General features: G+C 61.7%; 24 protein-coding genes. 22 read left to right on the forward strand and 2 right to left on the reverse strand.

The window, feature by feature from the left end:
* Nucleotides 1-166: 166 nt before the first annotated feature.
* The 12 genes from tsf to lpxB all read left to right on the forward strand — a co-directional run bounded on the left by tsf (nt 167) and on the right by lpxB (nt 12,388).
* The gene (tsf, locus tag GGD57_RS00365) at nt 167-1,093 is read left to right on the forward strand and encodes a translation elongation factor Ts (RefSeq protein ID WP_184465819.1); all 927 of its coding nucleotides are present in this window, start codon (nt 167-169) and stop codon (nt 1,091-1,093) included.
* Between the two features lie 95 nt (nt 1,094-1,188).
* On the forward strand, nt 1,189-1,911 hold the full coding sequence (gene pyrH / locus GGD57_RS00370) for a UMP kinase (RefSeq protein ID WP_184465822.1): 723 nt from the start codon (nt 1,189-1,191) through the stop codon (nt 1,909-1,911).
* 163 nt (nt 1,912-2,074) lie between these two features.
* The gene (gene frr / locus GGD57_RS00375) at nt 2,075-2,635 is read left to right on the forward strand and encodes a ribosome recycling factor (protein WP_010066125.1); all 561 of its coding nucleotides are present in this window, start codon (nt 2,075-2,077) and stop codon (nt 2,633-2,635) included.
* Nucleotides 2,636-2,672: 37 nt separating this feature from the next.
* On the forward strand, nt 2,673-3,416 hold the full coding sequence (locus GGD57_RS00380; RefSeq protein WP_184465824.1) for an isoprenyl transferase: 744 nt from the start codon (nt 2,673-2,675) through the stop codon (nt 3,414-3,416).
* The gene (locus GGD57_RS00385) at nt 3,416-4,246 is read left to right on the forward strand and encodes a phosphatidate cytidylyltransferase (RefSeq protein WP_184465826.1); all 831 of its coding nucleotides are present in this window, start codon (nt 3,416-3,418) and stop codon (nt 4,244-4,246) included. Before GGD57_RS00380 ends, GGD57_RS00385 begins: the two co-directional genes overlap by 1 nt.
* 28 nt (nt 4,247-4,274) lie before the next feature.
* On the forward strand, nt 4,275-5,408 hold the full coding sequence (gene rseP / locus GGD57_RS00390) for an RIP metalloprotease RseP (RefSeq protein ID WP_184465828.1): 1,134 nt from the start codon (nt 4,275-4,277) through the stop codon (nt 5,406-5,408).
* 196 nt (nt 5,409-5,604) lie between these two features.
* On the forward strand, nt 5,605-7,944 hold the full coding sequence (bamA, locus tag GGD57_RS00395; protein ID WP_184465830.1) for an outer membrane protein assembly factor BamA: 2,340 nt from the start codon (nt 5,605-5,607) through the stop codon (nt 7,942-7,944).
* Between the two features lie 50 nt (nt 7,945-7,994).
* Nucleotides 7,995-9,062 carry a UDP-3-O-(3-hydroxymyristoyl)glucosamine N-acyltransferase gene (gene lpxD / locus GGD57_RS00400; RefSeq protein WP_184465832.1) on the forward strand — a complete coding sequence of 356 codons (1,068 nt, stop codon included), beginning with the start codon at nt 7,995-7,997 and terminating at the stop codon, nt 9,060-9,062.
* Entirely contained in the window at nt 9,055-9,522 is a 468-nt protein-coding gene (gene fabZ / locus GGD57_RS00405; RefSeq protein WP_085737155.1) for a 3-hydroxyacyl-ACP dehydratase FabZ, read from the forward strand. Before lpxD ends, fabZ begins: the two co-directional genes overlap by 8 nt.
* On the forward strand, nt 9,519-10,337 hold the full coding sequence (lpxA, locus tag GGD57_RS00410) for an acyl-ACP--UDP-N-acetylglucosamine O-acyltransferase (protein ID WP_097614416.1): 819 nt from the start codon (nt 9,519-9,521) through the stop codon (nt 10,335-10,337). Before fabZ ends, lpxA begins: the two co-directional genes overlap by 4 nt.
* Before the next feature lie 3 nt (nt 10,338-10,340).
* A complete protein-coding gene (locus GGD57_RS00415; protein WP_184465834.1) occupies nt 10,341-11,222 on the forward strand; it encodes a UDP-2,3-diacylglucosamine diphosphatase LpxI domain-containing protein in 882 nt (293 codons plus the stop codon).
* A complete protein-coding gene (gene lpxB, locus GGD57_RS00420; protein WP_184465836.1) occupies nt 11,219-12,388 on the forward strand; it encodes a lipid-A-disaccharide synthase in 1,170 nt (389 codons plus the stop codon). Before GGD57_RS00415 ends, lpxB begins: the two co-directional genes overlap by 4 nt.
* A gap of 28 nt (nt 12,389-12,416) precedes the next feature.
* Here the strand turns inward: lpxB and gltA are convergent, their stop codons facing one another.
* Nucleotides 12,417-13,706, reverse strand: coding sequence for a citrate synthase (gene gltA, locus GGD57_RS00425; protein WP_085737159.1), 1,290 nt, complete (start codon nt 13,704-13,706; stop codon nt 12,417-12,419).
* A 290-nt stretch (nt 13,707-13,996) separates the two neighbouring features.
* On the opposite strand from gltA, the gene GGD57_RS00430 reads away from it, so the two are divergent.
* Nucleotides 13,997-16,429: a ComEC/Rec2 family competence protein gene (locus tag GGD57_RS00430; protein WP_184465838.1), complete on the forward strand. Its 2,433-nt coding sequence runs from the start codon at nt 13,997-13,999 to the stop codon at nt 16,427-16,429.
* On the opposite strand, the gene lexA is transcribed toward GGD57_RS00430, so the two are convergent.
* Complete coding sequence (gene lexA, locus GGD57_RS00435) at nt 16,410-17,129, reverse strand: transcriptional repressor LexA (protein ID WP_029873161.1); 720 nt, start codon at nt 17,127-17,129, stop codon at nt 16,410-16,412. The two genes, GGD57_RS00430 and lexA, sit on opposite strands and share 20 nt — an antisense overlap.
* A 196-nt stretch (nt 17,130-17,325) precedes the next feature.
* On the opposite strand from lexA, the gene GGD57_RS00440 reads away from it, so the two are divergent.
* The 9 genes from GGD57_RS00440 (at nt 17,326) to GGD57_RS00480 (ending at nt 26,130) form a co-directional block, all read left to right on the forward strand.
* On the forward strand, nt 17,326-18,222 hold the full coding sequence (locus GGD57_RS00440; RefSeq protein WP_184465840.1) for a VOC family protein: 897 nt from the start codon (nt 17,326-17,328) through the stop codon (nt 18,220-18,222).
* Nucleotides 18,219-19,064, forward strand: a complete 846-nt coding sequence (kdsA, locus tag GGD57_RS00445) for a 3-deoxy-8-phosphooctulonate synthase (RefSeq protein ID WP_184465842.1) — start codon at nt 18,219-18,221, stop codon at nt 19,062-19,064. Before GGD57_RS00440 ends, kdsA begins: the two co-directional genes overlap by 4 nt.
* A gap of 142 nt (nt 19,065-19,206) precedes the next feature.
* On the forward strand, nt 19,207-20,481 hold the full coding sequence (eno, locus tag GGD57_RS00450) for a phosphopyruvate hydratase (protein ID WP_085737163.1): 1,275 nt from the start codon (nt 19,207-19,209) through the stop codon (nt 20,479-20,481).
* A 134-nt stretch (nt 20,482-20,615) separates the two neighbouring features.
* Nucleotides 20,616-20,936, forward strand: coding sequence for an FtsB family cell division protein (locus tag GGD57_RS00455; RefSeq protein ID WP_011425208.1), 321 nt, complete (start codon nt 20,616-20,618; stop codon nt 20,934-20,936).
* 144 nt (nt 20,937-21,080) lie between these two features.
* Nucleotides 21,081-22,127 carry a pyruvate dehydrogenase (acetyl-transferring) E1 component subunit alpha gene (gene pdhA, locus GGD57_RS00460; protein ID WP_184465844.1) on the forward strand — a complete coding sequence of 349 codons (1,047 nt, stop codon included), beginning with the start codon at nt 21,081-21,083 and terminating at the stop codon, nt 22,125-22,127.
* A gap of 15 nt (nt 22,128-22,142) precedes the next feature.
* On the forward strand, nt 22,143-23,525 hold the full coding sequence (locus GGD57_RS00465; RefSeq protein ID WP_184465846.1) for a pyruvate dehydrogenase complex E1 component subunit beta: 1,383 nt from the start codon (nt 22,143-22,145) through the stop codon (nt 23,523-23,525).
* 15 nt (nt 23,526-23,540) lie between these two features.
* Nucleotides 23,541-24,887 (forward strand): pyruvate dehydrogenase complex dihydrolipoamide acetyltransferase, encoded by a 1,347-nt coding sequence (locus tag GGD57_RS00470; RefSeq protein WP_184465848.1) that lies wholly within the window; start codon nt 23,541-23,543, stop codon nt 24,885-24,887.
* 19 nt (nt 24,888-24,906) lie between these two features.
* Nucleotides 24,907-25,548, forward strand: coding sequence for an SGNH/GDSL hydrolase family protein (locus GGD57_RS00475; RefSeq protein ID WP_184465850.1), 642 nt, complete (start codon nt 24,907-24,909; stop codon nt 25,546-25,548).
* Entirely contained in the window at nt 25,549-26,130 is a 582-nt protein-coding gene (locus tag GGD57_RS00480) for a GNAT family N-acetyltransferase (protein ID WP_184465852.1), read from the forward strand.
* Nucleotides 26,131-26,133: the final 3 nt, after the last annotated feature.

Below are 26,133 nucleotides of genomic sequence, written 5' to 3' on the forward strand. Positions count from 1 at the left end.
GGCGGCCTTGCCTGTTTCAGGGCGAAGGCGTCAGGCGCTTCGCCAGATCAAGTTTCGTTATGACGCGTCTTCATCACGCTGTCATACATACAGGTACATTTCGTGCCTCAATCCGGTGCCGAGCCGCGCTTTGCGGTCCACCGTATAAACCGACAAGAGGAAGCTAATGAGCGAGATTACGGCTGCAATGGTGAAGGAACTGCGCGAAAAGACCGGCGCAGGCATGATGGACTGCAAGAAGGCTCTTGCTGAAACCGGCGGCGACATGGAAGCGGCGATCGACTGGCTGCGCGCCAAGGGCATTGCCAAGGCCGACAAGAAGTCCGGCCGTACCGCTGCCGAAGGCCTCGTCGGCGTTTCGAGCCAGGGCACCAAGGCCGTTGTCGTCGAAGTCAATTCCGAAACCGACTTCGTCGCCCGTAACGATGCCTTCCAGGATCTCGTCCGCGGCATCGCCAAGGTCGCCGTCTCCACGAGCGGCACCGTCGACGCTGTTGCGGCCGCAGCCTACCCGGCATCCGGCAAGTCGGTTTCCGACACGATCAAGGACGCGATCGCAACCATCGGCGAGAACATGAATCTCCGCCGGTCGGTCGCCCTCTCCGTCGAGGACGGCGTCGTCGCCACCTATATCCACAATGCTGTTTCCGACGGCCTCGGCAAGCTCGGCGTTCTCGTTGCCCTGAAGTCGAGCGGCGACAAGGAAGCCCTGAATGCAATCGGCCGCCAGGTCGCCATGCACATCGCCGCCACGGCGCCGCTGGCGATCCGCCCGGAAGAAGTCGATGCCGCCGTCGCCGAGCGCGAGCGCAACGTCTTCATCGAGCAGTCGCGCGCTTCCGGCAAGCCGGATAACATCATCGAGAAGATGGTCGACGGCCGCATGCGCAAGTTCTTCGAGGAAGTCGCTCTTCTCTCGCAGGCTTTCGTCATCAATCCCGACCTGACCGTTGCAGCCGCCATCAAGGAAGCTGAAAAGGCCGTCGGCGCGCCGATCGAAGTCGCCGGCATGGCCCGTCTCCTGCTCGGCGAAGGCGTCGAGAAGGAAGAGACCGATTTCGCGGCTGAAGTTGCGGCTGCCGTCAAGGGTTGATCTTCCAGCCATAATTGGGAAAACGCCAGGGCATCGCGTGACAACGCGATGCCCTTCGTGTATCGGGCATTCACGGCAATTTACGAGGAGCCAAGATGTCTTTAGAGCCTGTCTATAAACGCGTTCTACTCAAGGCCTCCGGCGAAGCCCTCATGGGTAGCCAGGGCTTCGGCATCGATGTCGCGGTGGCGGACCGCATTGCATCCGATATCGCCGAGGCAAGGCACATGGGTGTGGAAGTCGGCGTCGTCGTCGGCGGCGGCAATATTTTCCGCGGTGTCGCGGTGGCGTCCAAGGGCGGCGACCGGGTCACCGGGGACCATATGGGCATGCTCGGCACCATCATCAATGCGCTGGCGCTGGCGACTTCGCTGCGCAAGCTGAACATCGATACGGTGGTGCTTTCGGCTATCTCCATGCCGGAGATCTGCGAGAGCTTTTCGCAGCGCGCAACCCTTTACCATCTGTCGATGGGACGCGTGGTGATCTTTGCCGGCGGCACCGGCAACCCCTTCTTCACCACCGATTCGGCCGCCGCCCTGCGCGCTGCCGAAATGGGGGCGCAAGCGATCTTCAAGGGTACGCAGGTGGACGGTATCTACAGTGCCGACCCGAAGAAATATCCCGATGCGACCCGCTTCGACCGCCTGACGCACCAGGAGGTGCTGGAGAGGGGGCTTGCGGTGATGGACGTTGCCGCCGTCGCGCTCGCCAGAGAGAATTCCATTCCGATCATCGTCTTCTCGATCCACGAGAAGGGCGGTTTTACCGAAATCTTGACGGGTGGTGGCCTCAAGACCATCGTCTCCGACAACTGATATAAGCTGCGCCGCCTTTCCGGCGCAGTCCTCCTGGAACATGATGATTTTAGGCCGGTTGGCCTAAAATCTGAATCATGTTCTACATTAAATAGTTAGAGCATGATGTTTCCCGAAAACCGCTGACACTTTTCGGCATCATGCTCTGGACGGGAGCATCGACATGAGTGAAGGTATCGATATCAAGGAACTGAAGCGCCGCATGGACGGCGCGGTTTCCGCATTCAAAAGCGACATCGCCTCGCTGCGCACCGGCCGTGCTTCGGCCAACATCCTCGATCCGGTCACGATCGAGGCCTATGGTTCGCGTATGCCGCTGAACCAGGTCGCCAACATCACTGTGCCCGAGCCGCGCATGCTGTCGGTCTCCGTCTGGGACAAGTCGATGGTCGGCGCCGTCGACCGCGGCATCCGCGAATCCAATCTCGGCCTCAACCCGATCGTCGACGGCCAGAACCTGCGTATTCCGCTGCCGGAGCTGAACGAGGAGCGCCGCAAGTCGCTCGTCAAGGTGGCTCATGATTATGCCGAAAAGAGCAAGGTCGCGATTCGCCATGTTCGCCGCGATGGTATGGACGGCCTTAAGAAAGCCGAAAAGGATGGCGTAATCGGCCAGGACGAGGGCAGGGCGCAGTCGGAACGTGTACAGAAGATGACCGACGAGACGATTTCCGAAATCGATCGCTTGCTTGCCGAGAAGGAAAAGGAAATCATGCAGGTCTAGTGGATCTGTGCCTTTGCCTGGAAAGACCGGACGGGAAATGTCGGAATCTGTATTTGTGACTGTGCCAGAGCATGTTGCCATCATCATGGACGGCAATGGCCGTTGGGCCAAGCAGCGCGGCCTGCCGCGCACGATGGGCCATCGCAAGGGCGTCGAGGCGGTCCGCGAGACAGTTCGCGCCGCCGGCGCGGCCGGTATAAAATATCTGACCCTCTTTGCCTTCTCCTCGGAGAACTGGCGTCGGCCGGAGGCCGAAGTCTCCGATCTGCTCGGTCTGCTCAAGGCTTTCATCCGGCGCGACCTTGCCGAGCTTCATCGCCAGAATGTGCGCATCAAGGTGATCGGCGACCGCCACAGCCTGCGCAGCGACATTCTCGGCCTGTTGCTCGAGGCGGAGGAAACGACCAAGGACAATACGGCGCTGACGCTCGTCATCGCCTTCAATTACGGTTCGAGGGACGAGATTTCCCGCGCTGTGGTGAGCCTGGCGAAGGACGTCGAGGCCGGCCGCCTGAGGGCGCAGGACATCACGTCATCGCTGATCGATGCCCGTCTCGACACGGCAGGCATCCCTGATCCCGACCTCATCATCCGCACCAGCGGCGAGGAGCGGCTGTCGAACTTCCTCCTCTGGCAGGCCGCCTATTCGGAATTTATCTTCCTTCCGGAATACTGGCCGGATTTCAGTCCCGAGATCTTCCGCCAGGCGCTCGAGAAATTCGCCTCCCGCGACCGGCGCTTCGGCGGCCTGTCGTCGCAGGCAGCCGCGGTCGGCACCTGATGCAGAGGGAATTGAAACTCCGCATTGTTTCAGGACTTATTCTGGCGGCCATCGTTCTTGCCGCCACCTGGTATGGCGGGTTTGCCTTCCGCATCCTGGCGGCCGTGATCGGCCTGTTGATCTATTATGAATGGTCCAAGATAACGGGTATCGTGCGTGATTGGGTTTCCAATACCGTTGGCTGGATCGGCCAGGCGGCAATCGCCTCCCTCGTGCTTGTCGGCCAATTCGAATTTGCCGCCGGCATGCTGGTCGGCGTCACGGCCGTCGGCATAGCGCTGATCATCCTGCACGGCACCAGCCGCTGGTTGCCGGTCGGGCTGTTTTATGCCGGCGCCACCGGCCTGGCGCTCGCCGCCATCAGAAGCGATGATCAGCCCGGCCTTTACGCCATGCTCTTCATCTTTGCCGTCGTCTGGGCAACCGACATCCTCGCTTATTTCGTCGGCAGGGCGCTTGGCGGACCGAAGCTCGCCCCCTCGATCTCGCCGGGAAAGACATGGTCGGGCGCCATCGGCGGCGCCGTTTCGGCGGTCGCAGCCGGCGTCGTTCTTATCCACTTTCTCATTCCGGGCGCCGAAATCATTGCCGCTGGTGCAGCGCTCGTTCTCTCGGTTTGCAGCCAGTCGGGAGATCTGTTCGAATCCTTCATCAAGCGAAAATTCGGCGTCAAGGATTCAAGCCGCCTCATTCCAGGCCATGGCGGCGTCATGGACCGTGTCGACGGACTGATTTTTGCCTGTTTTTCGGCGTTCTTGCTTGCTGGAGCTTTTTCCTTGATAAAGGGAGCCGAAATGACGTCGCTCGGTGCGGCATTGTTCGGTCTCTGACGACGCGGCGGCCCGACGGAAGGAACTCATGGACGTGATGGCTGGTATATACGCATTCCTGATGGGGAATATCGTCACCTTCATCCTCGTGCTCTCGTTGCTCGTCTTCGTGCATGAGATGGGTCATTACCTCGTCGGGCGCTGGAGCGGTATCCGCATCCTTGCTTTTTCCGTCGGCTTCGGCCCGGAGCTCTTCGGCTTCACGGATCGCCATGGAACGCGCTGGAAGATTTCGGTGGTCCCGCTGGGCGGCTACGTCCGTTTCTTCGGCGATGAAGATGCCTCGAGCAAGCCCGACAACGAGGGGATCGCCGCCATGTCCGAGGAGGACAGGGCGCGCTCCTTTGCCGGCGCCAAACTGTGGAAACGCGCTGCAACCGTTGCGGCGGGCCCGATCGCCAATTTTCTGCTGGCGATCGCCATCTTCACCATCCTTTTCTCCGTCTATGGCCGCACCATCGCCGATCCTGTCGTCGCCGAGGTCACGCCGGAGGGTGCGGCTGCCGCCGCCGGTGTCCTTCCAGGCGATCTCCTGGTCGCCATCGACGGCAACAAGGTCGAGACCTTCGACGACGTGCGTCGTTATGTCAGCATCCGCCCGAGCCAGAATATTGTCGTGACGATCGAGCGCGCCGGCCAGAAGCTCGATTTGCCGATGGTGCCGAAGCGCGTAGACCAGACGGACCAGTTCGGCAACAAGATCGAGATGGGCCAGATCGGCATCATCACCAACCAGCAGGCCGGCAATTTCCGCCTGCAGACCTACACGCCGCTCCAGGCGCTGCGGGAAGGCGTGATCCAGACGCGGGATATCGTCACCGGCACCTTCAAATATATCGGTAATATCTTCGCCGGAACGATGCGGGCCGACCAGCTGGGCGGGCCGATCCGCGTGGCGCAAGCTTCGGGCCAGATGGCGTCGCTCGGTATAGGCGCGGTGTTGCAGCTTGCCGCCATGCTGTCGGTTTCGATAGGATTGCTTAACCTGATGCCGGTTCCGGTACTTGATGGCGGCCATCTGATGTTCTATGCGGTGGAAGCGGTGAGGGGCAAACCCTTGGGCTCTGCGGCCCAGGAAATTGCATTTCGCATCGGCCTGGCGATGATACTGACATTGATGGTCTTCACGACCTGGAACGACATTGGCTCCTGGATAGGGTAAACGAGCAAGGCTAGCGAATTACTATTTATTTACGATGTTTCAAGGCTGTAGTGGCGAATGGGTCACGCTTGCAAATGAAGTAAACAGAAATTAACGGCCTCGCTTGCTTGTATGTCAAAAGCGGGTAAAACGACACACGTGACCGGAATCGGGTTCTCCCGTGGATGGGACGAGGGAAACAAAGGTAATAGGTGAAATGAAGGCTGGTTCAAAGTTTTTGAACGCAGTATCGGCGGTTGCGCTGTCTGCTAGTGTTGTTGCTTCGGGCGCAGGTGCTTTGACGTTCGTTTCCGCTACGGCCGCTGAAGCCGCGGTCATCCAGCGCATTGACGTGCGCGGCGCAAGCCGCGTCGGCGCGGAAGCTGTCCGGTCGAACCTCACCATCGCTCCCGGAAAGAGTTTTTCGAACACCGATATCGATGAATCGGTCAAGCAGCTCTACGGCACGGGTTACTTCTCCGACGTCAAGATCTCGGTCTCCGGAAGCACGCTTGTCGTCAACGTCCAGGAAGCCCAGCTCGTCAATCAGGTCGTCTTCAACGGCAACCGCAAGATCAAGGACGACAAGCTCGCGACGATCGTCCAGACGCATGCCGCGGGCCCCTACAGCGACACCCAGATCCAGTCCGACATCCAGTCGATCAAGGATGCCTATGCCGCAACCGGCCGCAGCGAAGTCGAGGTGACGACGCAGGTGGTGCCGCTCGGCGAAGGCCGCGTCAACCTTGCCTTCGTCATCAACGAAGGCGACCGCACCAAGATCGATTCGATCAATTTCGTCGGCAACAATGCCTACAGCGCCGGCCGCTTGGCTGCCGTCATCCAGACCAAGCGGTCGAACTTCCTGTCGTTCCTGACCCGCAAGGACGTCTATAACGAAGACAAGCTGCATGCCGACGAGGAAGCGCTGCGTCAGTTCTATTACAATCGCGGCTACGCCGACATGCGCATCGTCTCTTCCGATGCCACCTTTGACGACGCGACCAACAAATACACGCTCACCTTCAACATCGAGGAAGGCCAGCGTTACGACTTCGGCCCGGTAACCGTCCAGTCGACGGTCGAAGGCGTCGGCTCGGAGCAGTTGCAGCCGCTCGTGCGCACGAAGGAGGGTCACCTCTACAGCGCCAAGGAAGTGCAGAAGTCGATCGAGGCGATCTCCGATCAGGTGGCATCTGCCGGTTATCCCTTTGCGCGCGTCACGCCGCGCGGTAACCGCGACCTCAACAACAACACGATCGGTGTCGAATACCTGGTCGACCAGGGCGAGCGCGCCTATGTCGAGCGCATCGAGATCCGTGGCAACAGCCGCACGCGCGACTACGTGATCCGCCGCGAATTCGACATGAGCGAAGGCGACGCCTTCAATCAGCAGATGATCACCAAGGCCAAGCGCCGCCTCGAAGCGCTCGGTTACTTCTCTTCCGTCAACATCTCCACCCAGCCCGGCAGCTCGCCGGATCGCGTCGTGGTGGTCGTCGACGTGCAGGATCAGTCCACCGGTTCGTTCGGCGTCGGCGCAGGTTATGCTGCCGGCGGCGACGGTCTGCTGCTCGAAGCATCGATCGAAGAAAAGAACTTCCTCGGCCGCGGTCAGTACATCCGCGTCTCGGCCGGCGGCGGTCAGGAAGGTTCGCGCGCCTACGGCGTCAGCTTCACCGAGCCCTATTTCCTTGGTTACCGCCTGGCGGCAGGCTTCGACGTCAACCACAGCGAAACGTCGAGCAACGATCACTACGATTACCAGGAAACCAGCGTCGTCCTGCGCGTTACCGCGCCGATCACCGAGGATCTGGCGACGACCTTCCGTTACAACTACAAGCAGATGAAGTACGACGCTGATAACAGCGATCTTTCCGATCTGTCTGCGCCGTATCAGCACCTCGTCGAGGACAGCCCCTGGACGCGTTCTTCGATCTCGCAGACGCTGACCTATAACACGCTCGACGATACGGTCCTGCCGCGCGAAGGCATCTACGCGACGGCGACGCAGGAAATTGCCGGTCTCGGCGGCGACTCGCAGTTCTACAAGATCTACGGCAAGGCCCGTTACTACCACCTGCTCGCCGACGACGCCGATATCATCGGCTCGGTTTCGGCCTCGGCGGGTTATGTCGTCGGCTTCGGAGAGCATCTGAATGTCTTCGACCAGTTCACCCTGACCAACGGCGATATTCGCGGCTTCGAAAACAAGGGTATCGGCCCGCGCGTTTCCGGCACCAACGACGATCCGCTGGGTGGCACGACTTACTTCACGGCATCGGCCGAAGCGACCTTCCCGATGCCGGGCTTCCCGCGTGACTTCAACCTGCGCGGCGCGGTCTTCGCCGACGCCGGCACGTTGTTCGGCAATGACGTTGACCTGAGGGGCGACGGCATCGATGGCGAAGACGCCTCCCTGCGCGCTTCTGTCGGTGTCGGTGTTGTCTGGCAGTCTCCCTTCGGTTCATTGCGCCTGGATTACGCGATCCCGGTTCTCAAGGAAGACTTCGACAAGACGCAGAACTTCAAGTTTGGCATCAACAACCAATTCTGATATCGGCAGTCCGGAACTGTAAGACTCAATTCCGTTCTGGAGCATTGCCGATGGAGCAAAACGTTTTTTTTCTGCCCCATGAAGGTCTGAAGCTCGCTGAGCTTGCAGAGTTTCTTGGGGCGGAACTCGCCAATTCCGACCATTCAGATGTTGTCGTCAGGTCCGTTGCCCCCGTCAACCGGGCGCGGGCGGGCGATCTCTGTTATATCCTGTCGCGCCGCAACCGCGATGAACTGGCGACATGCGAAGCCTCGGCGGTGATATGCGACAAGGCTCTCGCCGATCTCGTCCCTGAGCATATCCCTGTCATCCTGTCCTCCAATCCGCATGCGGCCTTCGCCATGGCGGGCGGTCTGCTTTATCCCGCGGCCTTGCGCCCGGTCGTTTTTCCTTCGGGTGAAAGCGAAATCGCACCCAGCGCTGTGATCGACCCGAGCGCGAAACTCGAAAAGGGCGTGATCGTCGAGCCGCTGGCCGTTATCGGCCCGCACGCCGAGATCGGCGAAGGGACGCGGATCGGCGCACACAGCATTATCGGTCCAGGCGTCAAGATCGGCCGGGATTGTTCGATCGCGGCCGGTGCAAGCATTCTCTGCGCGCTGATCGGCAATGGCGTCATCATCCACAATGGTGTGCGCATCGGCCAGGATGGTTTCGGTTATGCACCGGGTCCGCGCGGCATGATCAAGATCGTCCAGATCGGCCGGGTGATCATCCAGGACAAGGTCGAGATCGGCGCCAATACCACGGTCGATCGCGGCGCCATGGACGATACGGTCATCGGTGAAGGCACCAAGATCGACAACCAGGTCCAGATCGGCCACAACGTTCAGATCGGCCGCCATTGCGCGATCGTTTCGCAGGTTGGCATCGCCGGCAGCACGAAGATCGGCAACGGCGTGCAGATCGGCGGCCAGGCCGGGATCAAGGGTCACGTGACGATCGGTGACGGCGTGCAGATCGCCGCCAAAAGCGGTATCATGACCGATCTTCCCGCCGGCGGACAATATGGCGGTGTCCCGGCACGGCCGCTAAAAGACTATCTGAGAGAGGCCGCACTGCAGGTGTCGAAAAGCAAGCTGCGCGGAAAGAACCCTGGAGGCAAGCAAAATGACTGAGGAAGCCACGACAACGCTTTCTTCGGCTGACATCATTGAGATCATGAAGCTGCTGCCGCACCGGTATCCGTTTCTCATGGTCGACAAGATTATCGAGATCGACGGCGACAACAGCGCGATCGGCATCAAGAACGTCACGGTGAACGAACCGCATTTCACCGGCCATTTTCCGGAGGCGCCGATCATGCCTGGCGTTCTGTTGATCGAGGGGATGGCGCAGACCGCCGGTGCGATCTGTGCCAAGAAGGAAGGCCAGCCCGGCAACCTCGTCTACTTCATGACCATCGAGAATGCGCGTTTTCGCAAGCCCGTCGTACCCGGCGATCGCGTCGAATTCCATGTCAAGAAGCACAAGCAGCGCGGCAATATCTGGAAATTCCATTGCGACGCCAAGGTTGACGGCGCGCTTGTCGCCGAGGCCGATATCGGCGCGATGATCGTTCGTAAGGATCAGGCATGAGCAATATCGCCGAAAGCGCCCATATTCATCCGATGGCTGTCGTCGAAGACGGCGCCGTTATCGGTGAGGGCGTCAAAATCGGTCCCTTCTGCTATGTCGGCCCGCATGTCGTGCTCCATGCCGATGTCGAGCTCCTGGCGCATGCGGTCGTCACCGGCCGCACCGTGATCGGCAAGGGCACGCGCATCTTCCCGATGGCCGTCGTCGGTGGTGATCCTCAGAGCGTGCATCACGGCGGCGAGGAAACGACGCTGACAGTCGGCGCCAATTGCACGATCCGCGAAGGTGTCACGATGAACACCGGCACGGCCGATTTCGGCGGCCAGACGATCGTCGGCGACAACAACCTCTTTCTTGCCAATTCCCACGTCGCGCATGATTGCCGTGTCGGCAACCACGTGATCATGTCGAACAACGTCATGCTTGCCGGCCACGTCGTCATCGAGGATCGCGTCATCCTGGGCGGCGGCTCGGCCGTTCACCAATTCACCCGCGTCGGCCGTCAGGCCTTCGTCGGCGGGCTTTCGGCGGTGAGTTACGACGTCATTCCCTATGGCATGCTGAACGGCAATCCCGGGCTGCTGAGCGGCCTCAATGTCGTCGGCATGACGCGCGCCGGCGTCGACCGCGCCGTCATCCATAGGGTGCGCCGCGCCTATAAATCGATCTTCGAAGGCACCGCCTCCGTCCGCGAAAACGCCGCCGCCATCCGCGACGAATATGCCGATTGCGAGCAGGTGGTCCAAATCCTCGATTTCATTGCTGCCGACAGCGACCGCGCCTTGTCCTCGCCGACCCGGGGACAGAAGGGCTAGTCCGTGGATTTGTCAGGCGACACCGCTGCGGGCCGGCTGGCGATCATCGCCGGCGGTGGTCTTCTGCCTTCCTATGTCGCCGAAGCTGCGCGCGCGGCGGGTGAAAATCCCGTCATCGTCGCGCTGAAGGATGAAAGCGACCGGCGCTGGGAAGGTTATGACCACGCCGTCGTCGGCATCGGTGATTTCGCCGCCCTGGATGGCCTCTTCAACCGCTACGGCGTCAGCCGCGTCGTCATGTCCGGCAGCGTGCGCCGCCGGCCGGAGTGGCGCGAGGTGCGCCCGACGCTGCGTATCCTGATGAAGGTGCCGGCCGCCATCCGCACGCTGCTCTCCGGCGGCGACGACACGGTTCTGCAGATGGTGATCCGGCTGATCGAGGGAAACGGCCGGCGCGTCGTCGGCGCCCATGAAATCGCTCCTGATCTGCTTGCCTCCATCGGCCCCCTTGGCGCGGTCGCGCCCAGTGAGGAAGATCGCCGCGATATTGCCCGCGCTGCCGAAGCCGCCGAAACGCTCGGCAGGCTCGATATCGGGCAGGGCGCCGTCAGCATCGGCGGGCGCGTCGTTGCCCTGGAGGGGCTGGAGGGCACGGACGAGATGCTGGAACGTGTTGCAGGTCTGAGAGCCGCCGGGCGTATCTCGCCGCGGCGGCGTGGCGCGCTGGTCAAGCTCTGCAAGCCGCAACAGGATATTCGCGCCGACCTGCCGGCGATCGGCGTCTCGACGATCCTGAACGCAAAAAGAGCCGGTCTCGGCGGTATTGCCGTCGAGGCGGGCCGCTCGCTGGTGCTCGATCGCGCCGCCGTCATCAAGGTTGCCGATGAGGCCGGGCTTTTTGTCTGCGGCATCGATCGGGGGTTACCGGCATGGGGGCTCGAATGAACGGGACGCCGCTGAAGATCGCCGTCATTGCCGGCGAGGTGTCGGGGGATCTGCTCGGCGCCGATCTTATCGCCGCCCTGAAGCGAATTCACGGCGGGCCGGTGGAACTCGTCGGCGTCGGCGGCGAGGGGCTGCAGGCCGAGGGCTTGACATCCCTGTTCGATTTTTCCGAGCTTTCGATCATGGGCATCACCCAGGTACTGAGCCGGCTGCCAAGACTCTATACGCTGATCCGCCAGACGACCGCCGCCATTATCGCTGCAAGGCCCGACATTCTGCTGATTATCGACAGCCCGGATTTCACCCATCGCGTTGCAAAGCGGGTCCGCAGCGCGCTGCCCGATCTGCCTGTCGTCAATTATGTCTGTCCGAGTGTGTGGGCCTGGAAGGAATATCGCGCCACGCGCATGCTTGCCTATGTCGATCACGTGCTCGCCATCCTGCCCTTCGAGCCGGCAACGATGCGCGCACTCGGCGGGCCGCCGACGACCTATGTCGGGCATCGCCTGACGGCCGACCCCGCGCTGCTGGAAACCCGGAACCTGCGCGCCGGCAGGCAAGCCGGCAACGGCACGATCCTGCTTCTTCCCGGATCGCGCGCCTCCGAGATCAAGAAACTCCTGCCTTACTTCGAGGCCGCAACGAAGGAGCTCGTCGCCCGCAACGGCTCGATGCGCTTCATTCTGCCGACCGTGCCGCACAGGCAAGCACTTGTTGGCGAAATGACGGCGAAATGGGCGGTACAGCCGGAGATCGTTGTCGGTGCGGAAGCCAAATGGAAAGCCTTCACGCAGGCCGATGCAGCCATGGCGGCGTCCGGAACGGTTATTCTTGAACTTGCGCTTGCCGACGTTCCCGTCGTCTCCGCCTACAAGGTCGACTGGATCATGCGCATGCTGACGGCGAGCATCAAGACCTGGACCGGCGCACTGCCGAACCTGATTGCCGATTATGCGGTCGTGCCGGAATATCTGAACGACGTCGTTCGTGGCGCAAGCCTGGCGCGCTGGATGGAAAGGCTGTCGGCCGACACTTACCAGCTCAAGGCAATGAAGGAAGGCTACGAACTTATCTGGCAGCGAATGCAGACGGAAATACCGCCTGGAGAACATTCGGCGCAGATCGTGCTTGCTGCTTTAGCCAATAAAAAACCCGGCCATTCCTGACCGGGTTTTCTTTTGGAGTTCGAAGCGATCAGCGCTTCGAAACCGGCACGTAATCGCGCTTCGGTTCGCCGACATAGAGCTGGCGCGGACGGCCGATGCGCTGTTCCGGATCTTCGATCATCTCGTTCCACTGGGCGATCCAGCCGACGGTGCGGGCGAGCGCGAACAGCACGGTGAACATGGTCGTGGGGAAGCCCAGCGCCTTCAGCGTGATGCCGGAGTAGAAGTCGATGTTCGGATAGAGCTTCTTCTCGATGAAATATTCGTCGGTGAGCGCGATGCGCTCCAGCTCCATCGCCACTTCGAGCAGCGGATCGTCCTTGATGCCGAGTTCGCCGAGCACTTCATGCGTCGTCTTCTGCATGATCTTGGCGCGCGGATCGTAGTTCTTGTAGACGCGGTGACCGAAGCCCATCAGGCGGAACGGGTCGTTCTTGTCCTTGGCGCGGGCGACATATTCCGGAATGCGGTCAACGGTGCCGATTTCTGTCAGCATGTTGAGAGCCGCTTCGTTGGCGCCGCCATGGGCGGGGCCCCAGAGGCAGGCGATGCCGGCAGCGATGCAGGCGAACGGATTGGCGCCCGACGAGCCGGCGAGGCGGACCGTCGAGGTCGAAGCGTTCTGCTCATGATCGGCATGCAGGATGAAGATGCGGTCCATGGCGCGCGCGAGCACCGGATTGACCACATATTCCTCGCAGGGCACGGCAAAGCACATGCGCAGGAAGTTCGAGGCGTAGTCGAGATCGTTCTTCGGGTAAACGAAGGGCTGGCCGATATGGTACTTGTAGGCCATGGCGGCAAGCGTCGGCATCTTGGCGATCATGCGCAGGCTGGCGACCATGCGCTGGTGCGGATCGGTAATGTCGGTGGAGTCATGATAGAAGGCCGACAGCGCGCCGACGCAGCCGCACATGACGGCCATCGGATGTGCGTCGCGGCGGAAGCCGGTGAAGAAGCGGCTCATCTGCTCGTGCACCATGGTGTGGTGCGTGACGCGATAATCGAAATCCTTCTTCTGCGCGGTGGTCGGCAGTTCGCCGTAGAGAAGCAGGTAGCAGACCTCGAGGAAGTCGCCGTGCTCGGCCAGCTGCTCGATCGGATAGCCGCGGTGCAGCAACACGCCTTCGTCGCCGTCGATGTAGGTGATTTTCGATTCACAGGATGCGGTCGACGTAAAACCCGGATCGTAGGTGAAGGAAGCCGTGTTCTTGTAGAGGGCACCGATATCGATGACGCTCGGGCCGATCGTGCCGCTTTTGACGGCGAGGTCGACCGATTTGTCACCGATTTTTATTGTTGCGCTTTGATCCGTCATGCTGATCCTCCGAACTGGCGGTGGCGCCATAAAAGCGCCATAGGGGTTAAGCGTCCTCAGCGATAGCTATATGATCGCGAAGCTAATGCCAAGTTACCGTGACGGCTTTTTGTGCATTGCGGCATCACCTTTTAGGCACTGCAGCGATGAGCCGCACGCATAGCGGAAGCCAATGATTCGACTGGTCTTTTGGCGCTCTCGATTTTCCCTCACATTTCAATCGATTATTCTTGCTCGTTTTGATTGAAGGTTGCATTCTGGCCGCCGGTGCGGGTGACCTTGGGCGGCACATGCAGGAATTGACGACAGTCGAATTGCGGCCGGAAGCGGGCAGCGGCCTTGCCGACCCGCCGGGTCTTCCCGTGCATGCCGTGGTAAGCCAACCGGCAAGAACGCAGTCGCAGACCCCATTGCGCCATCGGCTGCCGGCCGCCGCCTGGCAATCGCTGCGTGCCGGAGCCCGCATGCTGGGCGAGGAGGCCGATCATGGCCGCCTGCTGCTGTTCTCCCCGGTCTTCCTCGGCGCCGGCTCGGCCTTCTGGTTTCTTGCCGCATCGGATTTTCCCCTCGCTGCATCGCTGCTCTGCCTGCTGGTGCCGGCGGCCGCGGTTTTTCTTGCCGGTCCCAGCCGGCCGGCCTTGCGCGCAACATTCCTGACGCTGGCGCTTTTCGCCGGCGGCATGCTCTCGGCCCAGTTCGAAAGCTGGCGGGCTTCGACCGTCATCCTCGATTCATCCGTGACGACGACGGTGAGCGGCCGGATCGAACGGCGGGAAGGCGACGGCCGCGGGCGCTGGCGCTACATTCTTGCCGTCACCGGCACCGAGGCGCCGGAGTTGAAGCGGCCGCCGGGACGCATCACCGCGATCGTCCGGGGCGCCGATGCGCCTTTCGAGATCGGCGACATCATCACCGGCAGGGCACGGCTGACGCCGCCGGCAGGCCCGGCGCTTCCCGCGCTCAACGACTTCTCCTTCGGCGCCTATTTCGACGGCATCGGCGCCAACGGTTTCTTCTACGGTGCGCCGGAGAAACTCGACGCGCAGGCAGGCCCGCAGGCGGCTAGGTCGATTTCGGACGGGCTGCTCGAATGGCTCTACCGGCTGCGCAGCAGCATCGGCGACCGCATAAGGTCGATCCTGCCCGGCGACACCGGCGCTTTTGCCGCTGCCCTGGTGACGGATGAACGGCGCGCCATCTCGAAGACGACGACGGAGGCGCTGCGCCAATCCGGCCTTGCCCATATCGTCGCTATCTCGGGCCTCAACATGGCGCTGTCGGCCGGCATCTTCTTCGTCGGTTTCCGGATGCTGCTCAGCCTCTTTCCCGGCGTCGCTCAAGCTTATCCGACAAAGAAGATCGCCGCCGCCGGTGCGCTCATCGCCGTCACCGCCTATTACCTGATCTCCGGTTTCGGGGTTTCGGCCGAGCGCGCTTTTATCATGATGGCCATCATGCTGATTGCCGTCTTCTTCGATCGGCCGTCGATCAGCCTGCGCAATGTCGTTCTCTCCGCGCTCATCATCATCGCCATTTCACCCTCGGAAGTATTGGGACCGAGCTTTCAGATGTCCTTTGCCGCGACATTGGCTTTGGTGTCGGGCTATCAGCTGTGGAAGGACCGGCGCGTCCGCGAAAACGCTTTTCTGAAATTGCCGATCGTCAGGCCGCTGGTCGCCGTCGCCGGCTTCTTCGGCGGCGTCTTCCTGACTTCGCTGATCGGCGGCTTTTCCACCGCACTGTTTTCGATCGAGCATTTTCATCGCCTGACGGCTTACGGCCTGCCGGCAAATCTCGCGACGATGCCGATCATCTCCTTTATCGTCATGCCGGCCGGGCTGCTGGCGATGCTGCTCATGCCTTTCGGACTGGACGCTCCGCTCTGGAAGGTGGTCGGATTCGGCCTCGATCTGGTGATTGCGGTTGCCAAGACGGTGTCCGGCTGGGGCGGCGATATCGGCATCGGCCGCTTGCCCGCCTGGTATTTCGCAGTGGCGGTGGCAGGCTTTCTGCTGCTGACGCTGCTGCGCACCCGGCTGCGCCATGCCGGCACATCCATCGTCGCCGTCTCGACATTCACCGTACTGCTGCTGCCGGCTCCCCGGCCGCCGGATCTGGTGATTTCGGAGGACGGCAGTCTGGTTGCGGTCGTCGCGGCTGAGGCAATCGCGTCCAACCGCGAAAACCCGCCGGATTTCATCTTCGACCAGTGGCAGCGAGCGCTGGTCCTGCCGACGCATGATCCGCCGAAGATGCTGGATGGTCCGGCTATCCCGCCGGAAGGAGAAGACCGCCGCGTCAGGCTTTCCCACGATCAGCAGAACGAAGCAAAGGTGGCGATGCGGGCAGCGGCAGCCGGCGGCGAAGCAAACCGCTTTTCCTGCGTCAAGAAAGCCTGGTGCACATCAAGGCTTGGCAACGGCCATATCGTCACCGTCATCGACAATGCCGCCTATCTCGGTCCGGCCTGCGATACGGCCGATATCGTCGTGACCTCGGTCCGCCTGCGTTTCAACAGCTGCCGTTCAGGCGGGACGCTGTTCACCGGCGAGACGCTGCGCAGGACAGGTTCCGTCGAATTACGCTTCGCCGATGCCGGCCTGGAGGTCGCAACCGCATTCGAGACGCTGTCGCGGCCATGGATGCGCCATCGCGCCTATGACTGGCGCAAAGACAGTTTTACCGAATCCGGTCCGGCTGCTGTCAGTGATAGCGGCGAATGAGGCCGACGAGCTTGCCCTGCACCTTGACACGGTCAGGCCCGAAAATCCGGGTCTCGTAAGCCGGATTGGCGGCTTCCAGCGCGATCGAGGCGCCCTTGCGGCGGAAGCGCTTCAGCGTCGCTTCCTCGTCATCGACGAGGGCAACGACGATGTCGCCGGGACTTGCGGTGCTGCCGTTGCGGATGATCACGGTGTCGCCGTCGAAGATGCCGGCGTCGATCATCGAATCGCCCTTGACCTCCAGCGCGTAGTGTTCACCGGAGCCGAGCATGTCGGCGGGGACGACGATGTCGTGGGTGTTGTTCTGGATCGCCGAGATCGGCACGCCGGCGGCGATTCGGCCCATGACCGGCACGGAGACCGAGTTGCCGTTGTCGGCGACGGGTTTGGCAGGCGCGGGAGCGGCGACCGGCTGGGGCTTGCCGAGGCTGCCCTCGATAACGCTTGGCGAAAAGCCGCGTCGGGGCTGGATGCTGGGGCTATAGGCTTCCGGAAGCTTGATGACTTCGAGTGCCCGGGCGCGGTTCGGTAGGCGGCGAATGAAGCCACGCTCCTCGAGCGCCGTAATCAGCCGATGAATTCCGGATTTCGAGGCAAGATCCAGGGCATCCTTCATTTCGTCGAAAGACGGCGGAACGCCGGATTCCTTCATGCGCTCGTGAATGAAAAGGAGAAGCTCCTGTTGTTTGCGCGTGAGCATCGACGTCAGACCCCTGATTGAAACAAATCCAGAACAGACACTATATGTTCCATATGTGTTCCGCAAGTAGCTAAATTTCCGTAAAACTTGCCGCCAACTCGTTGAGATTTTTATTTTCATTCGCCGGATTGGCAGGCAGGTCTTGAATTGGGAGTGCGCTGTCGCACATCTCTTGCCATTTCAGGGAGAGGAACCGATGAACGAGCATCTCGCCAAGCCGCACCCGCTGGATCACGTCGTGCTGCCCGTCGTCAATATCGATCTGGCGCGCGAGAGGCTCGGCAAGCTCGGCTTCACCGTTGCCGCCGATGCGCGCCATCCCTTCGGGACGGAAAATGCCTGCGTCTTCTTCGCCGACAAGACCTATCTGGAGCCGCTCGGCGTTGCGAGTATCGCCGAGAGCGAAGCGTCGGCGCGGCAGGGCAATGTCTTCACCGCCCGCAACCAGGCCTTCCGCTTCCGATGCGGCGAGGAGGGGCTCTCGGCGGTGGCTTTCGGCACCAGCGACGCCGGCCGCGACCATCGCAGCTTTGTCGGCCGCGGATCGAGCGCCGGTGACGTGCTGCAGTTCAGCCGGCCGATGAAGATGCCGGATGGTTCAGAGACTGTGGCAGGCTTCAAGCTGGCCTTTGCTGCCGATCTGCGCGCGCCGGATTTCTTGCTTTTCAGCGTCGAGCGTATCAACCCGCTGCCTGCCGACCGCGGCACGCTTGAAACGCATGCCAATGGCGTGACGGGGATTGCCGAGATCGCGCTTTGTGCGCCTGATGCCAGCGCATTCGCCGCCTTCGTCGGTCTTGCCGCGGCGCAATCGACCGTCGAAAAGACCGGCTTCGGCGTCAATATCGCCGCGTCGAATGTGAAAATCAGCCTGATGACGCCGGAAGGGCTTGAGGCCTATTTCGAGATCGCCGTCTCATCCGCCGACCGCGGCCTGCGTGGCCGGGCAATCCTCTTCAATGTCGCCGATCTTGCCGTGACAGAAGCGCATTTGACTGCTAACGGGGTGACCTACACGCGCAAGAACAATCGCATTCTGGTGAAGCCCGCGCCCGGCCAGGGCACGCTCTTCGCCTTCGAGGAACCACGATGAGCACCGATACGAATTCCGAAGTCAAGGTGGGCGAAGGCCAGAGCCAGGTCACCTTTTCCAATAGCGGGCGCCTGTCGCTGATTGCCGGCCCCTGCCAGATGGAGAGCCGCGACCACGCCTTCATGGTTGCCGGCACGCTGAAGGAGCTTTGCGCAAGGCTCGGCATCGGCCTCGTCTACAAGAGTTCCTTCGACAAGGCGAACCGGACGTCGCTTTCGGCCGAACGCGGCATCGGGATTGAAAAGGGCATGGAGGTCTTTGCCGATCTGAAGAAGGAGTTCGGTTTTCCTGTCCTGACCGATGTCCATACCGCCGAGCAATGCGCCGAGGTCGCAAAGGTGGTCGATGTTCTGCAGATCCCGGCCTTCCTTTGCCGCCAGACCGACCTTCTGATCGCCGCCGCCAAGACCGGCCGTGTCGTCAATGTCAAAAAGGGCCAGTTCCTCGCGCCCTGGGATATGAAGAACGTCCTGAAGAAACTCAATGCCAGCGGCAATCCGAACGTTCTCCTGTGCGAGCGCGGCGCCTCCTTCGGTTATAACACGCTGGTTTCCGACATGCGTTCGCTGCCGATCATGGCGGCGATGGGCGCGCCCGTCATCTTCGATGCGACCCATTCGGTGGCGCAGCCGGGCGGGCAGGGCGAATCTTCCGGCGGTCAGCGGGAATTTGTCGAAACGCTCGCGCGCGCCGCGGTCGCCACCGGCATTGCCGGCGTCTTCCTTGAAACCCACCAGGACCCGGACAACGCGCCGTCCGACGGCCCGAACATGGTCTATCTCAAGGACATGCCGCGACTGCTGGAAAAGCTGCTCGCCTTCGATGCGGTCGCCAAGGCCTGACGTTCAACAGTCTGACATGATCGTGCTGTAGGCGAGATCGGATACGCTGGTTCGAAGGCTGAAAACTGCGCCATTGTAATTTGCACGCCTTCGATTATGACAGGCTTCGAACGATTGATCACCCACCGAGCAGGAAGAACCCATGACTGCAATCACCGATATCATCGCCCGCGAGATTCTCGATAGCCGTGGCAACCCCACCGTCGAAGTCGATATCTATCTCGAAGACGGCAGCATGGGCCGCGCGGCCGTTCCCTCGGGCGCTTCGACCGGCGCGCATGAGGCGGTCGAGCTGCGCGACGGCGGCAAGCGCTACCTCGGCAAGGGCGTCCAGAAGGCGGTCGATGCCGCCAATACCGAGATCTTCGATGCGATCGGCGGCATCGACGCCGAAAACCAGATCCAGATCGACAACATCATGATCGAGCTGGACGGCACGCCGAACAAGTCGCGCCTCGGTGCCAACGCCATCCTCGGCGTCTCGCTCGCCGTCGCCAAGGCTGCTGCCCAGGCCTCTGGCCTGCCGCTCTACCGTTATGTCGGCGGCGCTTCCGCAAGCCTTTTGCCGGTGCCTATGATGAACATCATCAACGGCGGTGCCCATGCCGACAACCCGATCGACTTCCAGGAATTCATGATCCTGCCGGTCGGCGCCGATACGATCGCCGAAGCCGTGCGCATGGGCTCGGAAGTCTTCCATACGCTCCGCAAGGAACTGGCCGCCCAGGGCCACAACACCAATGTCGGCGACGAAGGCGGTTTCGCACCGGGCCTGAAGAGCGCTTCGGAAGCCCTCGACTTCATCATGAAGTCGGTCGAGAAAGCCGGCTACCGGCCGGGCGAGGACATCTACCTCGGCCTCGATTGCGCCTCGACGGAATTCTTCAAGGACGGAAAATACGTTCTCGAAGGTGAAGGCCGTACGCTCGAATCGGGCGCCATGGCCGAATATCTCGCCGAACTCGCCGCCAAGTACCCGATCATCTCGATCGAAGACGGCATGGCCGAAGACGATTGGGATGGCTGGAAGACGCTGACCGACCTGACCGGCAAGAAGACCCAGCTCGTCGGCGACGATCTCTTCGTCACCAACTCCGCCCGTCTTCGCGACGGTATCCGCATGGGCGTCGCCAATTCGATCCTCGTCAAGGTCAACCAGATCGGCTCGCTGACGGAAACCCTCGACGCCGTCAACACGGCGCACAAGGCAGCCTATACCGCCGTCATGTCGCACCGCTCCGGCGAAACCGAAGATTCGACCATCGCCGATCTCGCGGTTGCCACCAACTGCGGTCAGATCAAGACCGGCTCGCTGTCGCGTTCCGACCGCCTTGCAAAGTACAACCAGTTGATCCGCATCGAGGAAGGCCTTGGGCCCCAGGCTCAGTATGCCGGCCGCTCGATCATCCGCGGTTGATCGGATCCGATTTGCACTGCTCGACCCGCGCCTCACGGCGCGGGTTTTTTCTTGCCGGCGGTTACGGTCAATGAACGGTTAATCTCTGCGCGTTATGCTGAACGAATTGGTAATGCGTTCAAGAGCATGCGTGTATGTGGACAAAGCATCATAAGAAGAGAAAGCTCGGCCGCTTCGTCATTCCGGCCATGACGGTCGCCTTCCTTTCCTATTTCGGATATCATTGCATTCACGGCGATTATGGCCTGCGCGCAACGGAGACGTTCGAGCATCAGCGTGTCGCGCGTGAAAAAGAGCTTGCGATCTTGAAGGCGAAGCGCGAACATCTGGAAAATCAGGTCGCGCTGCTCAGTGACGGTTCGCTCGACAAGGATATGCTGGATGAAAAGGCGCGCTATCAGCTGAATATGTCGCGCGCCGACGAGATCGTCATATTCAACCATTATTCCAATTAACCGGAATTCGGTTAATTGGAATTTCTATTGTATTTCCAATGATTTAGTGCCGAATACGAGCCATGCAATTATGGCATTGCTGTGGTCATGTTTCTTCCCTATGGTACGCGGCACCGAGAACCGACAAACCATAGGGAGGGTTGAATGGCGCCGCGAAAGACCGCGACGGTTTCCAGCCGGAAAACATCAGCAAAACCTGCAGCGAAAGCATCGAACGGAGGCCCTGTCGCCGACTTCGATCGCGACGAGGAGCTCAAGGCCTATCGCGAGATGCTGCTGATCCGCCGCTTCGAGGAGAAGGCCGGTCAGCTCTACGGTATGGGCTTCATCGGCGGCTTTTGCCACCTCTACATCGGTCAGGAAGCTGTCGTCGTCGGCATGCAGATGGCGCAGAAGGACGGTGACCAGGTTATCACAGCCTATCGCGACCACGGCCACATGCTGGCAACCGGCATGGAAGCCCGCGGCGTCATGGCCGAGTTGACCGGCCGCCGCAGCGGCTATTCCCACGGGAAGGGCGGCTCGATGCACATGTTCTCGAAAGAGAAGCATTTCTACGGCGGCCACGGCATCGTCGGCGCCCAGGTTTCGCTCGGAACCGGTCTTGCCTTTGCAAACCACTACCGCGGCAACGGCAATGTCTCGATCGCCTATTTCGGCGACGGCGCTGCCAACCAGGGCCAGGTCTACGAGAGCTTCAATATGGCGGCTCTCTGGAAGCTGCCGATCGTCTATATCGTCGAGAACAACCGCTACGCCATGGGCACCTCGACCGCCCGTGCGACGGCCCAGTCGAACTACTCGCTGCGTGGATCCGGCTTCGGCATCCCCGGCATCCAGGTCGACGGCATGGATGTTCGCGCCGTCAAGGCCGCGGCCGACGAGGCGCTCGAACATTGCCGCTCCGGCAAGGGCCCGATCATCTTGGAAATGCTGACCTATCGCTATCGCGGTCACTCCATGTCCGACCCGGCGAAGTATCGCTCCAAGGAGGAAGTGCAGAAGATGCGCTCCGAGCAGGACCCGATCGAGCAGGTGAAGGCACGCCTCATCGAAAAGGGCTGGGCTTCCGAAGACGATCTGAAGGCGATCGACAAGGATGTCCGCGACATCGTCGCCGACAGCGCCGACTTCGCCCAGGCCGATCCGGAGCCGGATGCATCCGAGCTCTACACCGACATTCTGCTCTAATCGGGGAGGGAACCCATGCCTATCGATATCCTCATGCCCGCCCTCTCTCCGACGATGGAAGAAGGCACGCTGTCCAAATGGCTGAAGCAGGAAGGTGACAAGGTCACTTCAGGCGACGTCATCGCCGAAATCGAAACCGACAAGGCGACGATGGAAGTCGAAGCCGTCGACGAAGGCATCATCGGCAAGCTGCTCGTCGATGCCGGCACCGAAGGCGTCAAGGTCAACACCAAGATCGCCGTGCTGCTGCAGGACGGCGAATCCGCTTCGGATATATCCGCCGCCAAACCGGCTGCCGCCGCTCCGCAGGTTGCCCAGGAAGAGAAGCCGGCCAATACCGGTTCTGCTTCCGCGCCACTTCCGGCCGAGCCGAAGGCCGTTATTCCGAACGACCCGGAAATTCCGGCCGGCACCGAAATGGTGTCGATGACCGTGCGCGAAGCGCTGCGCGACGCCATGGCTGAAGAAATGCGCGCCAGCGACGACGTCTTCGTCATGGGCGAGGAAGTCGCCGAATATCAGGGCGCCTACAAGGTCACCCAGGGCCTGCTGCAGGAATTCGGGGCTCGCCGCGTCATCGATACGCCGATCACCGAGCACGGCTTTGCCGGCGTCGGCGTCGGCGCCGCAATGGCGGGCCTTCGCCCGATCGTCGAATTCATGACCTTCAACTTTGCCATGCAGGCGATCGACCACATCATCAACTCGGCCGCCAAGACGCTCTATATGTCCGGCGGCCAGATGGGCGCTCCGATCGTCTTCCGCGGCCCGAACGGCGCTGCTGCCCGCGTCGGCGCCCAGCACAGCCAGGATTACGCCGCCTGGTACAGTGCTATCCCCGGCCTCAAGGTCGTCATGCCCTACACGGCATCCGACGCCAAGGGCCTGCTGAAGGCTGCAATCCGCGATCCGAACCCGGTCATCTTCCTCGAAAACGAAATTCTCTACGGCCAGCACTTCGACGTGCCGAAGCTCGATAATTTCGTGCTGCCGATCGGCAAGGCCCGCATCCACCGCCCGGGCAAGGATGTCACGGTCGTCTCCTTCGGCATCGGCATGACCTATGCGACGAAGGCCGCCGCCGAACTCGAAAAGATCGGCATCGATGTCGAGCTGATCGACCTTCGCACCATCCGCCCGATGGATCTGCCGACCATCATCGAATCGGTCAAGAAGACCGGCCGTCTGGTCACCGTCGAGGAAGGTTACCCGCAGTCGTCGGTCGGCACCGAAATCGCCACCCGCGTCATGCAGCAGGCCTTCGACTATCTCGATGCGCCGGTGCTGACGATCGCGGGCAAGGACGTTCCGATGCCTTACGCCGCCAATCTCGAAAAGCTGGCGCTTCCGAACGTCGGCGAAGTCGTCGATGCGGTGAAGGCTGTTTGCTACAAATAAGGGGAGGGTATTTCGATGCCGATCAATATCACGATGCCCGCCCTCTCTCCGACCATGGAAGAAGGCAATCTGGCCAAGTGGCTGGTGAAGGAAGGCGACACGGTCAAGTCTGGCGATGTGATCGCCGAGATCGAGACCGACAAGGCGACGATGGAAGTCGAAGCCGTCGATGAAGGCACGGTTGCCAAGCTCGTCGTTGCCGCCGGCACCGAAGGCGTCAAGGTCAACGCGCTGATCGCCGTTCTCGCCGCCGATGGCGAGGATGTCGCCGCCGCCGCAAGCGGTGCCGGTTCCGCCGCTCCGGCCAAGGCTGAAGCCGGCCCTGCGCCGAAGGCCGAGGCTGCACCGGCGAAGGCTGAGTCCGCTCCGGCTGCTGCCGCTGCACCGGCATCGGTTTCGGCAGGCGGCAACCGCACCTTCTCTTCGCCGCTCGCCCGCCGTCTCGCCAAGGAAGCCGGTATCGATCTCTCGGCTGTCGCAGGCTCCGGCCCGCATGGCCGCGTCATCAAGAGCGATGTCGAAGCCGCTGTTGCCGGCGGTGGCGCCAAGGCTGCGCCGGCCCCGGCCGCTGCTGCTTCCGCTCCGCAGGCAGCCTCCGCTCCGGCCGCTGCAGCGCCGAAGGGCGCTTCCGAGGAAGCCGTGCTCAAGCTCTTCGAACCGGGTTCCTACGAGCTCGTGCCGCATGACGGCATGCGCAAGACGATCGCCCGGCGCCTGGTCGAATCCAAGCAGACGATCCCGCATTTCTACGTCAGCGTCGATTGCGAGCTCGATGCTCTGATGGCGCTGCGCGCGCAGCTGAACGATGCGGCTCCGCGCAAGGACAATGCCCCGGCCTACAAGCTTTCGGTCAACGATATGGTCATCAAGGCCATGGCGCTGGCGCTGCGCGATGTTCCGGATGCAAACGTCTCCTGGACCGACAGCAACATGGTCAAGCACAAGCACGCCGATGTCGGCGTTGCCGTCTCGATCCCCGGCGGCCTGATCACGCCGATCATCCGCAAGGCCGAGCAGAAGACGCTGTCTGTTATCTCCAACGAGATGCGCGATCTCGGCAAGCGGGCCAAGGACCGCAAGCTGAAGCCCGAGGAATATCAGGGCGGCACCAGCTCGGTCTCGAACATGGGCATGATGGGCGTGAAGAACTTCGCCGCCGTCGTCAACCCGCCGCATGCGACGATCCTCGCGGTCGGCGCCGGCGAACAGCGGGTCGTCGTCAAGAACGGCGAAATGGCGATCGCCACCGTGATGTCGGTGACGCTGTCGACCGACCATCGCTGCGTCGACGGCGCGCTCGGCGCCGAGCTGCTCCAGGCCTTCAAGGGCTATATCGAGAACCCGATGGGCATGCTTGTCTGATAGCTGGGCGGAGGCGGAAATGACCAAGACCGTTCTTTGCTATGGCGACTCGCTGACCTGGGGTTATGACGCCGAGACGATCGGCCGTCATGACTACAAGAACCGCTGGCCGAGCGTGCTGCAGTCAGCGCTCGGCAGCGAGGCGCGTGTCATCGCCGAGGGCCTCAACGGTCGCACGACCGCTTTCGACGACCATCTCGCCGATTGCGACCGCAACGGCGCGCGCGTCCTGCCGACGATCCTGCAGACGCATGCGCCGCTCGACCTCGTCGTCCTGCTGCTCGGCACCAATGACATGAAGCCGGTGGTCGCCGGTTCCGCCTTTGCCGCCTGCCAGGGCATCAGCCGCCTGGTGCGGCTGATCCGCAATCATGCCTGGCCCTTCGAATTCGACGGGCCGGAGATCCTGATCGTGGCGCCGCCGGCGATCTGTGCGACGGGCAATGTGCCCTTCGCCGCATCCTTTCCCGGTGGCATCGAGGAATCGGCAAAGCTTGCAACGCTTTATCGTGATCTTGCCGACGAACTCGGCTGTGGCTTTTTCGACGGCAATTCCGTCGCCAGGACCACGCCGATCGATGGCATCCATCTCGATGCGGAGAACACGCGGGCGCTCGGGCGCGGGCTGGAATCGATCGTGCGGATGATGCTGGGGATCTGAATGGCCGCCTTCATCGCGCTGCGGCAGGCCTCACGGCGCGACGCCTCGGAGCTGGCGATCCTGGCGGATATCGCATCGCACGGTTTTGCCTCCTGGCTCTGGTTCGCCGATGTGGCGAACGGCGTCAGCGACACGCCGCTGGAGCGGGGCAGGCTGAAGATGAGTGAGGAGGGGGCTGTCGGCGGCTGGCGGGATGCCGTTATCGCCGAAGCCTACGGCGAGGTCGCCGGTGTGGCGATCGGCCATGCGCTCGACGAAGGCATAGGCGATATCGAGGCGAGCATCCCGGCAACAGCGCCGATGCTCGCCTTGCAGAAAACGGTTGTGGGAAGCTGGTTCATCGGCAGTCTCGGCGTTTACCGCCATCTGCGCGGCATCGGCATCGGGCGCAGGCTGCTGGACGATCAGATCGAAAGGGCGGATTGCCGCCCGGTCAGTCTCATCACCGCAAGTGATAACGAGGCGGCTCTGTCGCTTTATGGAAGAAACGGATTCCTGGAGGCTGCGCGTGCCGATGCCGTGCCGCTCTTCGAAAACAGCAAGAGACACGCGTGGGTGCTCATGACCCGCAGCGCAGCGTAACAA

This window comes from Rhizobium esperanzae, assembly GCF_014197615.1.
Classification (GTDB): domain Bacteria; phylum Pseudomonadota; class Alphaproteobacteria; order Rhizobiales; family Rhizobiaceae; genus Rhizobium; species Rhizobium esperanzae_A.